Source organism: Streptomyces sp. KL116D, from assembly GCF_030766975.1.
Taxonomy (GTDB): Bacteria; Actinomycetota; Actinomycetes; order Streptomycetales; family Streptomycetaceae; genus Streptomyces; species Streptomyces longispororuber_A.
Map to the genome: position 1 here is coordinate 30519 of NZ_JASERH010000149.1, position 11571 is coordinate 42089.

8 protein-coding genes are annotated in these 11571 nt (G+C 69.2%); all 8 read left to right on the plus strand.

The genetic code is table 11. The features are described 5' to 3' along the window. Nucleotides 1–632: 632 nt before the first annotated feature. The 8 genes from RBJ77_RS58645 (at nt 633) to RBJ77_RS58680 (ending at nt 11568) form a co-directional block, all read left to right on the plus strand. Entirely contained in the window at nt 633–1568 is a 936-nt protein-coding gene (locus RBJ77_RS58645) for an alpha/beta hydrolase (protein WP_372352414.1), read from the plus strand. A gap of 10 nt (nt 1569–1578) precedes the next feature. Continuing rightward, complete coding sequence (locus RBJ77_RS58650) at nt 1579–2385, plus strand: helix-turn-helix transcriptional regulator (RefSeq protein ID WP_372352415.1); 807 nt, start codon at nt 1579–1581, stop codon at nt 2383–2385. 3069 nt (nt 2386–5454) lie between these two features. After that, nucleotides 5455–6381 carry a ParA family protein gene (locus RBJ77_RS58655; protein ID WP_372352416.1) on the plus strand — a complete coding sequence of 309 codons (927 nt, stop codon included), beginning with the start codon at nt 5455–5457 and terminating at the stop codon, nt 6379–6381. Further along, nucleotides 6378–7013 carry a hypothetical protein gene (locus tag RBJ77_RS58660; RefSeq protein WP_255981783.1) on the plus strand — a complete coding sequence of 212 codons (636 nt, stop codon included), beginning with the start codon at nt 6378–6380 and terminating at the stop codon, nt 7011–7013. Before RBJ77_RS58655 ends, RBJ77_RS58660 begins: the two co-directional genes overlap by 4 nt. Nucleotides 7014–7192: 179 nt before the next feature. Next, nucleotides 7193–8188, plus strand: coding sequence for a Gfo/Idh/MocA family protein (locus RBJ77_RS58665; RefSeq protein WP_372352417.1), 996 nt, complete (start codon nt 7193–7195; stop codon nt 8186–8188). Further along, complete coding sequence (locus tag RBJ77_RS58670) at nt 8185–9192, plus strand: Gfo/Idh/MocA family protein (RefSeq protein WP_372352418.1); 1008 nt, start codon at nt 8185–8187, stop codon at nt 9190–9192. Before RBJ77_RS58665 ends, RBJ77_RS58670 begins: the two co-directional genes overlap by 4 nt. A gap of 175 nt (nt 9193–9367) precedes the next feature. Beyond that, on the plus strand, nt 9368–9937 hold the full coding sequence (locus tag RBJ77_RS58675) for an NADPH-dependent FMN reductase (protein WP_372352419.1): 570 nt from the start codon (nt 9368–9370) through the stop codon (nt 9935–9937). A 437-nt stretch (nt 9938–10374) separates the two neighbouring features. After that, a complete protein-coding gene (locus tag RBJ77_RS58680) occupies nt 10375–11568 on the plus strand; it encodes a cytochrome P450 (protein WP_372352420.1) in 1194 nt (397 codons plus the stop codon). The last annotated feature ends 3 nt before the right edge of the window (nt 11569–11571 follow it).

Sequence of the window (11571 nt, forward strand, 5' to 3'; positions counted from 1 at the left end):
CCTAGCGAAGGTGTCCGGCGGTGCTGGGATGCACGGCCCAAGAGCTGTGTTGGCCGTGTCGACAAACGAGCCTGATGCACAGCCAGCGACTGAGGGGAAACGGGCAGCGACTGAGCGACCTTCAGTAGCTGAAAAACGAGCCTGAAGAAAGAGCAGGTCAGGGGCGCGCCCAGAGCAAAACAGCGACTGAAGCGACTGAAGGTCTCTATCTATGACGCACACGAGAAACCCTAGATGGCTTCATATATAGGGAAGTTGAGTCGCTTTAGTCGCTGATCAGCCCCAACATAGCCTCTGACCTGGGCTTTCTTCCAGCTACTGAACAGCGACCGAAACGTCGCTCAGTCGCTGGGCTTCAGTCGCTGTCCCCTGAGGAGCGACTCAAGACAGCGACTCAAGCCGCTCCGCAGCGACTGAAGCCCAGCGACTCAAGCTCAGCTACTGAAGCGACTGAAGCGACCGTCCGACGGCCACGGCCTCGCGCCCCCGGACCGCTTCCGCTGCAGGCTGCTTTTTCTTTCTGCCCTTGGACACATTGGACGTGACGGACGCTCTGGGTGCGATGTGACGTGGGTCACTGGCTGTGGAAACGGTGACAGGAGGGTGTCGCGGAGGGCTGCGACGGTCCACTCATGACGATCACCGATGAGGACTGCCTCGCCGAAACCCTGGCGTTCAACACGCAATTCGCGACCGAGGCCGCGAACCGGCCCCGTGCGAACCCGCTGGATGCCGTTCTGCTGGCTTCTCTGCGGCGCAAACGGCTGGGCGGCTCCACGCCGCCTGTGCGGCTGTCGCAGGGCCAGGACAGGGCCCTCGAAGGCGGGCTGAAGGTACGTGTCTTCGTGCCGGAGCAGGTGGACGGCGTGTACCTGCACTTCCATGGAGGCGGCTGGACGTTCGGCTCCGCGGACGGGCAGGACGTAAAGCTGTGGCGCCTGGCCGAGCAGACCAGGCTCGCCGTCGTCAGCGTCTACTACCGTCTCGCACCGGAACACCCCTTCCCCGCCGGCCCCGACGACTGCGAGGCGGCCGCCCGTTGGCTGGTGGAGCACGCCGCGACCGAGTTCGGCACCGAGCGGCTGCTGATCGGCGGTGAGTCGGCCGGAGCCCACCTCAGCGTCGTGACGCTGCTGCGCCTGCGCGACCGGCAAGGCCTCACCGGCGCCTTCCGGGCCGCCCAGCTGCTCTTCGGGCCCTACGACCTGTCGATGACGCCCAGCCAGCGATCGTTCGGCACCGAGCAGCTGCTGAGCAACACGGACACCCTGCGACGGACCTATGAACTGGCCACCCCCGGCATGGACGCGGAACAGCGCCGTGATCCCGAGGTCTCACCATTGTTCGCCGACCTCACCGGTCTGCCGGCGGCCCGGATCGTGGTCGGCAGCAGGGACCCGCTGCTGGACGACTCGCTCTTCCTGGCCGCCCGGTGGCAAGCCGCGGGTGCTCCCGTGGAACTGGGCGTCGTGGCAGGCGCCATGCACGGCTTCACCCTCTTCCCGCTGACCGTCACCGAACGGGAACAGCGCCGCGAACGGGACTTCCTGGCCGCCACGGGCCGCTAGCGTCGCCGGCATGAACCGGACGGCCCGGCTGTACGCGCTGGTGGAAGAGCTGCGCGTGGTGGCGCCCCGGCCGCTGACGGTCGCAGCGCTCGCCGCACGCTTCGAGGTGAGCACGCGCACGGTGCAGCGTGACCTCCAGGTGCTCATGGAGACCGGCGTCCCGGTGCGCACCACACCGGGGCCCGGCGGGGGCTGGTCGATCGACCCGGCCATGAACCTGCCCCCCATCCACTTCACCGCCGAGGAAGCCTCCGCCCTGGTCGTCGCTCTCGCAGCGACCGACTCCTCCGCCCCGTACGCCGGGGCCGCCCGCGCGGCAGCGCAGAAGGTCGCGGCCTCGATGACCGGCCCCGCCTCCTCGGCAGCCCAGGAACTGGCCGACCGCATCGTCGCGCTGCCCAGGCCGTCCGACTCGATCGTCCGCGCCGCGGTGGAACACGCCCTCACCACCAACACGGTCCTGCGACTCTCCTACGCCGACGCAGAAGGCCGCGAGAGCGACCGGCTGGTGGAACCGGCCGGACTGCTCACCGCCGACGGCCGGTGGTACCTCATCGCCTGGTGCCGCACCCGACGGGCCGGCCGGGGCTTCCGGCTGGACCGCATCAGAACAGCGACTCCGACCGCCGAGCAGGCACTCCCCCACGACCTCGCCGAACTCCTGCGAGGCTCTGCCGCAGCGGGCGCGGTGCAGCCCACCACGCTGGCCCCGCTCGTGCCCATGGCCCGGCACCGGACCGAAGTACTGCAAAGTTCAACGAATTCTGTCAGCGCGATCGAGAGCTCACGCCGCACGCAGCGAAAACCGGGATTCTGACCCTCCTCCGGCGCTGTCGTCGAACGTGCGGTGCGAGACGGTCGGTGGTCCGTCGGCTGCCCTTCCGCTGGGGCCACTCCCCCGCCCTCCTGCTCCAAGGGTCCGAAATCGGCGTCCTTGAGGCATGGGTGGCGGGGTGTGGGACTCGGCCAGGCTCCCGAGGGGTGGAGCTGCCGGGCCGCGGTGGGGTGCTGCGGAGCCGTACCGGCGCGGCTGCTTGCGCCGGGTTCACGGTTCTTCTGAGTGGTGAGTCGCTGTCCTCGTGACGAAGAACCTCACGGCGGCGAGTGACGGGCGGGCGCAGCGACCCACGGAGTTCTGCCGTGTCGGGTCGGAGCGGTCGAGGCAATCGCGCATGGGCGTCGCGCGTCGAGCACTGGTGATCATGAGGAAGAGGAAGGCCCGGTCGAGGACGTCCCGATGAAGCGAGCCCGGCGGGCAACTCGACGCGGCGGTTGGGCGGGCCGTTGGCGTGGTGGTTCGTCGGCTCGTCTCGGCAGGGTGCGTGAGGAGCAGCACGGGGTGCTGGGCCATCGATCGGCGCTGATGCTGCTTGCCTCTCCCCCGTGACATGGCCGGAAGATCTGGCCGGGCCCCGGCCGGTGCGAGGGCGATTGGTGGCGCGTTGGCTGTGGAATGCGAGCGCGCGCCATGTGGGTTCCCCGCGACTGCCCCGTGGTTGATCCTCTGTGTCGACTTCTCGGCTGGGCCGGACCCGTTTCTGCGTCGACGCGTGTCGCTTGGGTGGCTTCGGGCCGTCTGGCGATGGCTGGCAGGACGGGCTGGTCGTACGGGTGAGGGAGCTTGTTTCGGTCGCCGGTTCGTGGAGGAGCGCAGATGTGGGGCATGGCTGCTTCTCGTGTGACGGGGGCCCGGGTGATGGTGAGTGAGGGGAAGCGAGGGGGACGGGTTTTGTGCGTGGGCGCAGCGATTGAATCGCCGCAGAAGCGTCTCGAACGGAATCCTCTGTACGGCAGCTTGGGTGGTGAGGCGGGGGTTGTTTCCTGGGGCACCACTCCCCCACGCGCATCGTCGCGCGAGGGTCGTTCGTGAGCGCTATCCGGTTGGACGCCGGCGCGGATCACCTGGCAGCGGATCTCGCGAGCGCCGTCTGATGGCCGAGCCACGCAGCGACTCAAGAGTTCCGATGGTGAGCTGCGGGCTCCTGGCTCGTACCTGATGGATCGCTGGGAAGTGTGGCCCAGGTTCGGTCCGTCGATGCTGCCTTGGTTAGCCGTCTCCGTTCGGTGGCGGGACCCGTATCGGACGCGAGTGATGTGACGGGTACTAGTGCAGGTCTCGGAGCGGAGCATGTACTCGATGATCGGGGGCGGCGAGACCTGTCGTGGTGGCGGGGTGTCTTGTTGGGCGGATGGCCTCCTGGTCAAGCGTTGCGTGCCGGGCCATCACAGTCGATGGGAGGAGGATCAGAAGCGTCTCCTGAGATGTCAGCCGTGGCGCAGTATCAGGACAGGTTAGCTGCGTTTCCTGGGAATCACGTCCCCAAGAGAGCGACAGAGTGACCACGCATCAACTATGCTCATGCCTTGCTTCTTTAGCTAGAAAACAGCCTCTGACCAGGCAAAATAAACATCACTGCAAACATCGCTGCAAGCTTGCGCGCAACTAGGAGGGAAGGCGTGGTCATGTACCTTCCTTTCCGCCCTGACTCCGGCTTGCTGCAAGGGGTTTGCTCTGGTGGTGTGTCAGGGGTGGAGTGGTGCTTGGGGCAAGGGCTGGGTGCATGCCTGGGTGACCGCCTTCGTCAACACCCTCACCAAGGCCCGCATGTATGTCTGTTTGCAGGCTGCCTTGTCGGTCAGGCAGTAGGCGGGCGTCTGGGGTGGCGCGTAGGCAGGCTCGTCGGCGGAGTCGTTCGCCAGGGTGGCCATTTGCCTCCTGGTCCGCCTCACGGTGCGGTGCCGCGCTCGGCTGTCCGCCTGCCTCGTTGCCTGCATGGAGACCTGTACGCGTGCCAGCGCAACCGCTCGATGTCGGGTAGGAGTGTGCGCCTGCCTCTCCCCCTGTCAGCCTGCACCGTGAGCCGCTTGACGGCACGCGCGAACGTAAGTCAGTGCAGCGGCAAGGAGAGTCGTAAACCCGCCTGCTGGACTTGTAGTGGAACCGAAGGGCGGCTCCTCCGTTGGACGCCTGGTTGGTTCGGTCAGTGGGTGGTGTGCCTGGAGGGTGGTGGGACGCTCTGCCAGGTGTACGGCTTGACGGTGAGCGGGTGCCGGTGTCGGGGTGGGTGTTGGTCCGGCCGCATGGGTTCTCGTGGGCGTGTGTCATGGCGCGGGAGTTGGCGTGGATGCCAACCACGTAGCCGGAGTGCTGAGTTGCGTGGGGGAGTGCTCGGGGGTTTGGTGCCTGGTTTGCGTGGGTGGTGGGCGGACAGCCAGGTAGGTCGTTTGGATGGGTGTGTGCGGGTGGGCGGGGTGCGTTGTGGGGGTGTTGACGTGCGTGGCTGCCGGGGGACTGGTGGGAACGGTCGTGTGTGGGTGAAGGTGCGTGGATCGTTGCGGGGCGGTTGGAGCGGTCGTAGGACTCGCTGCGCGACCGGCGGGTGACCTGCCGCCTGGTGTGGGTGCGGGCAGTGCTGTGTGGGTGCTGAGGGGACCGGCGATCTGCTGCCCGGCTGGTGCAACTCCCTGACCCGATGCCCGGATGACGGTGTGTCGGTGTATGTGACTGGTGATCTTCCTGGTAGTGTGCCGATGGCCTTGTGACACAACTGCTCTGGAGGTGACTGTTCTTGTGGAGGCGTCAGGTGGTGTCTTTGCTTGTCGGTTCGCCTGGACGGTTACAGAGGTTCACGCGTGCTGAGCGGTCTGGGTCACAACGTTCGCCATCGCTGTCCGACGTGCTGGTCGACCATCCCGAAGTACGCGGTTGACCTGCGGAACGGGGGAGTGGGGACCGGTTTCGGGGCTCGGCCAACGGCTTTGGACCCTTCCCAGACCCCTTGGAGACACCCTGCGGAGCGCAGGATCGTTCTGAGCGAACTTTTGACCCTTCAAACCAGCTCAAATAGGGCAAATCTTGTCCCGGCCTGAACCAGAGTGAGGACCCATGGCCAGCCCCTTCGAAGCACCTGACGCGTATGCGCAGCAGCCCGGCATCCCCTGGGAAGCGCTGTCGCACATCTTCATGTTCGGCAACGGCAAGGGCGGCGTCGGCAAGTCCTCCGTCTCCGCGAACGCCGCCGGAAAGGCGGCCCGCAGCGGTCTGCGGACGCTCATCATCGACTGCAACGCGCAGGGCAACATCGCGCGTGAGCTCGGGTACAAGCGGGCCGAGTGGAACGACGGGGGAGCGGGGCTGCTCGAAGCGCTGCGGACCGGCGCACCGCTCACGCCGCGCAGGAACGTCCGGGAGAACCTCGACGTCGTCATGGGCGGCCCTGCGCTCGGCGACGAGTTCGGGATCTTCTTCCACACGCTGCTCGCGAAGGAAGGCCCGCACGCCTACCTGCGGCTGCTGATGTGCCTGCTCCCGATCGCGCACGAGTACCAGATCATCATCCTCGACACCCCGCCGGAGAACCCGTCGCTGCAGCGCCTCGCGCTGTCCGCGTCGCGCTGGCTGGTCATCCCCGTCAAGAGCGACGGGGGCGCGGAGGACGGGCTCGCGCAGATCGGCATGGAGTTCTCGTACGTCAAGTTCGTCAGCCAGATCAACCCGCACATCGCGCTGCTCGGAGTGCTGCTCTTCGACACCGGGCGCACGTACACGGGGATCCACGCCGACGTGCGGCGCCAGGTGCAGAAGGTGCTGGGCGAGGAGGCCCACATGTTCAAGCACCTGATCGGGCACACGGAGTCGGTGGCCCGGCTCGTGCGCAAGCGGGGGCTCCTGGTGCAGGAACTCGTGGAACGGCGCGCGAACGGCGACCGGTCGATTCCCGAGACCGCCGAGGGGCTTGCCGCAGACTACGAAGGATTCACCGAAGAGATGTTCGCCAGGGCGCTCGAACTGAGGAAGGAAGCCACGGCATGACACCGCCGAAGAACAAGAAGACGCGCGCCGACGAGGACGACGAGCAGACGATGTCCGACGAGGGCGTCGGCAACCTGTTCAGTGGTGGGGGAGCGGCGTCGTCGAACGCGCTCGCCGGCTGGGCCACCCCGCAGACCTCCGCGCCCGCCGCCGCCCCGCTGCGGCCCGCCCCCGTGCAGGCCGCTCCGGTCGCGCCGGTGGCCGTCGTGCCGTCGCCGGCGCGTGAGCCCGTCGACGAGGCGCCGCCCGCCGTCAACGACGCGGACACCGCCAAGCCGGTCGGCTTCTACGTGTCGACGAACGTCGCCAACCGCTTCCGGAAGCTGCGCAAGCAGAGCGATCTGACGCACACCCAGATCGTGTTCCTCGCCGTGGAAGCGGCCGTAGAGAAGGGGCTCGCCCAGGTCGTCGAGGACGCTCGCCGCGCGCCCAAGTTCCAGTCCAAGCTGTTCGCCGTGGCGCCGGACAACACGGATCTGCGCGGTCTTGGCCCGGTACAGCTGCAGTACAAGCCGACTCGGGCGCAGCGTGGGGTCATCGACGGGCTCGTGGCCGATGCGGGGCTGCCGGATCACACGAAGTTCCTGGCCGTCGTGCTCGACCAGTACCTCCCCGGGCGCCGGGACGCCTGACGCCCCGCCGCTCTTCCCCGCCGTCGTCGCGCCAGGACTACTCACGTTGGTGATGGTCCTGGTGAGCGGTGCGGGGCGAGACTGACCGGACCTCAGACGTGTGGGGCGTCGGCGGCCTCTCCGGGTGCTCGGGCTCCCCTGCGCAGACGTTCGACAGGGAAGAAGGGCTGGGGGGTGCCATGCGGCAGCTCGAGGTAGCACTGATCGGCGCAGGGTTGATAGCGCGGCTGCATCTGGAGGCGTGGACCGGCGCCGGGGCGGCCGTGCGCATCCACTCCCAGGACGGCAGGGCCGCGGAGCTGGCCGCCGAGTTCGGCGCCAAGGCCGTCGACTCCCTGGCCGAAGCGCTGGACGGCGCCGACGCCGTGGACATCTGCTCGCCGACCGGCACCCACCGCGACATCGCGCTGGCCGCCATCGCCGAGGGCGTGGCGGTGGTCTGCGAGAAGCCGCTGGCGGCCGACGTCGCCGAGGCCGAGGAGATCGTCGGCGCCGCGGACCGGGCGGGCGTCCCGCTCTACCCGGCGCACGACATCCGCTTCGCCCCCGCCTTCGCCCGGCTCCACGAACTGGCGGCCGACGGGCGCCTGGGCGCGGGCACAGTTGCCCGGTTCACCGTGGCCGGCTACCACCCGCGGGCCTGGGACGGCCACGCCTCCGCCGAATCCGGCGGCATCCTGACGGACCAGATGCTGCACGGCGTGGACATCGCCTACTGGCTCTTCGGGGACGTCGTCCGCGTCCACGCCCACTACCAGGGCGAGATCGCCGCACCGGCCCCGCAGGGGACCAGCGCGACCGGCACCGCGGTGCTCACCCACGCCAGTGGCGCGCTCAGCCAGGTCGTCAGCCGGTGGACCCCCACGCCGCAGCCGCCCATCCGCGTCACCTACCACGTCGCGGGCACCGGCGGCACGATCGTGCACGACTCCGAGTGGCCCCAGGAGATCCAGGTGTCCGGCGGTCCCGCCGGCGTCCTCGGCTACTACGGGGAGTCCCCGTTCGCCGCCGAGATCCGCGAGTTCGCCCAGGCACTGCGGGGCGGACCCCCGCCGCGCCTGGTGTCCCACGACGCACTCGCCGCCGTCCGCATCACCCAGGCCGCGGCACGCTCCGCGTGGACCGGCCGCGCCGTGGAACTGCCCGTGAAGCCCGTGAAGGAGGCCGCGGCATGAAGGTCGCCGTGTTGTCGTTCGCCCATGAGCGCGCCGCCACGTACGCCCGTCTGCTCGGCGACCTGCCGGACGTCGAACTGGTCATCGCGGACCCCGACGGCTCTCCCGACGATCCGGCGCGGGGGAGGGAGACGGCCCGGCGGCTCGGCGCGGCGTACGCGGGCAGCTGGGACGAGGTGTTCGCGCTGCGTCCCGACGCCGTGGTCGTCACCAGCGAGACCGACCGCCGTCGCGACCTCGTCGAGCGGGCCGCCGGAGCGGGGGCACACGTGCTGTGCGAGCACCCGCTGGCCGCCGACGAGGCCGACGCCCGGGCCATGGTCCGGGTCTGCGAGGAGGCGGGCGTACGCCTCAGCCTCGCCTCGCCGGTCTGTTTCGGACCGGCGTTCGCCGCCGTACGCCAGGAACTCGCCAAGGAGGAGGTCCTCGGCGACCTCACGACCGTGCTCGGCGCCTACAACCGGCCGCGTCCGGCCCGTGCGCGGGCGGCGGAGAGCGGTGCGCTCGACGCGGGTGCGCCGCCGCTGCTCGACATGGTGGACGCGGTGCTCGGCGGAACACCGGCGCAGCAGGTCTACGCGCAGGCGAACAGCGTCCTCAGCGGGGACCCGGACGTCGAGAGCGCGGCCCTGGTCACCGTGCGGTACGCGGACGGCACCGTCGTGTCGATCGACTGCAGCTGGGGCCCGGCGGACGACGCGTCGGCCGCGGGCGGGCCGACCATGACCTTCGTCGGGGACCGGGGGAGCGTGGAGTTCACCGCGTCGCCGCGGCTGGTCGGCGGATTCGACTCGGCCACGTCCCGCGAGCGGTGGGAGACGCGCGGGGACGATCCGTGCGCGGTGATGATCGGCGAGTTCGTCGCCGCGGCCGGCCGGGGGAGTGGTGCGGGGCCCGACGGGGCGGCGGGAGTGCGGACGCTGCGGATCGTCCGGGCCGCCCGTGCGTCGCTGCGCACCGGTCAGCCCGTCGAGCTGGCCGTGCCGCAGGCCGCCCGGTCGTAGCGGTCGCCGCCGGCTGGCCGGTTCCCGCCGCCTGTCCCGGAGCGCTCCGGCACTCTGTTGACCTTGTTGCCCCTGCGACCCTGCGACCCCGCGACCGCGCTGATCCCGCGGACCCTGCTGATCCCGCAGACCTTGCTGACCTTGCCCCTGAGTCCTGTTGAACCTGGAGACACGCATGACCACCATCGGCATCATCCTCGGCACCACCCGCCCCGGCCGTGTCGGACCGCAGATCGCGGAGTGGGTCGAGAAGACGGCCCGTGCGCGTGAGGACGCGGACTTCGAGCTCGTCGACATCGCCGACTACCACCTCCCGCTGTTCGACGAGCCGCGCTCGCCGCGCATGGGCGACTACGAGCACGACCACACCCGCGCCTGGGCCGCCAAGATCGACGCGCTGGACGGCTTCGTCTTCGTGACGCCCGAGTACAACCGCTCGATCCCGGCCGCCCTGAAGAACGCCATCGACTTCGTCTACAACGAGTGGAACAACAAGGCCGCCGGCTTCGTCGGGTACGGCAGCAACGTCAGCGGCTCCCGCGCCGTCGACCACCTGCGGCACATCGCCGCGGGCGTCCAGCTGGCCGCCGTGCACACCCAGGTCAACCTGTCGCTCAGGACCGACTTCGAGCAGTTCACGACCTTCGCTCCGGCCGCGGGCCACGAGGTGATGCTCCAGCAGATGCTCACCGAGGTGGTCACCCTCACCAAGGCGCTCGCCCCGCAGCGCCAGGCAGCCGCCTGAGACAGCTGACTGAGGCGACTACCTGAGACACCTGCCCCACCGCTCTCACCACAGGCGGGCCGCATCCTCGGACGGAGGGTGCGGCCCGCCTGTCGTGCTGTGCGCTCCCGCCGGCACGCGGGGAAAGGGAATTCCGAGCAGATCTGGACCGGAATTCGAGCGGCCGCCGCGACGGAATTACCGGCTGCTCGGAAGCGCGCGCAGCGCCCCTCGGGATCGGCTCAAGGAAGCGGCCACCTACCAGAGTTGAGGATGCCGTGCCGTCCGGGCTCGTCTAATCTGACGCTGGGGACACCGGAAAGACGGTATTGGCCGCATCGGCCGCATCGGTCGCATTGACTGCATTGGCTCGCACATTCCGTGCACTTGAATTCTGTGAATTGAACGCGAATTCCATCGTGTGTGAATTGTGGGTCCAATCGGTTGGGGAGGAATTCATGAGCGACGCAATCTCCTTCGAGGAGCCCTGGGCCCGCACTCATCAGTTCGACCCTCCTGCGATCTTCGACGCGCTGCGCAAGGAGCGGCCGCTGGCGCGGATGACGTACCCCGACGGGCACGTCGGCTGGATCGTGTCCAGCTACGAGCTGGCGCGCTCGGTCCTCAGCGACCCGCGGTTCAGCCACAGCACGGAGATCGGGCACTTCCCGGTGACGCACCGCGGCCAGGTGATGCCCAACCACCCGCGCATCCCCGGCATGTTCATCCACATGGACCCGCCCGACCACACCCGCTACCGGCGGCTGCTCACCGGCGAGTTCACCGCCCGCCGGGCGAGCCAGCTGAGGCCGCGCGCGGAGGCCGTGGCCGCGGAGCAGATCGCCGTCATGCGCGAACACGGTGCCCCCGCCGACCTGGTGAAGGACTTCGCCAAGCCGCTGTCGCTGCGCATCCTGTCCGAACTCGTCGGCCTGCCCTACAGCGAGGTCGACCGCTACGGTCACGCGCCGACGCTGCTGCACGACACGGACGCGGACCCGCAGGAGGTCGGCGCCGCGATGGGGCAGGCGGCCGCCTTCTTCGCCGAGGTCATCGAGCTGCGCCGCAAGGAGCCCGAGGACGACCTCATCAGCCGGCTCATCGCCGGCGGGCAGCTGACCACGGAAGAGCTCTGCAACATCGTCACGCTGCTCCTCTTCGCGGGCTACGAGACCACCGAGAGCGCCCTGGCCGTCGGCGTGTTCGCGCTCCTGCACCACACCGAGCAGCTGGCGGCGCTCCGCGCCGACCCGTCGAAGCTCGACGCCGCGATCGAGGAGCTCCTGCGCTACCTCACCGTCAACCAGTACGACACGTACCGCACGGCGCTCGAGGACATCGAGCTGAACGGCGAGACCGTCAAGAAGGGCGACAGCGTCACGGTGTCGCTGCCCGCCGCCAACCGTGACCCGGCGAAGTTCGGGTGCCCCGCCGACCTGGACATCGGCCGCGAGACCTCCGGCCACGTGGCGTTCGGCTTCGGCATCCACCAGTGCCTCGGCCAGAACCTGGCCCGTGTCGAGCTGCGCGCCGGCTTCTCCGCCCTCCTGAACGCGTTCCCCGACCTGCGCCTCGCCGTCGGCTTCGAGGAAGTGCCGCTGCGGCTCAAGGGGTCCGTCTTCGCGGTGAAGTGCCTGCCCGTCTCCTGGTGAACT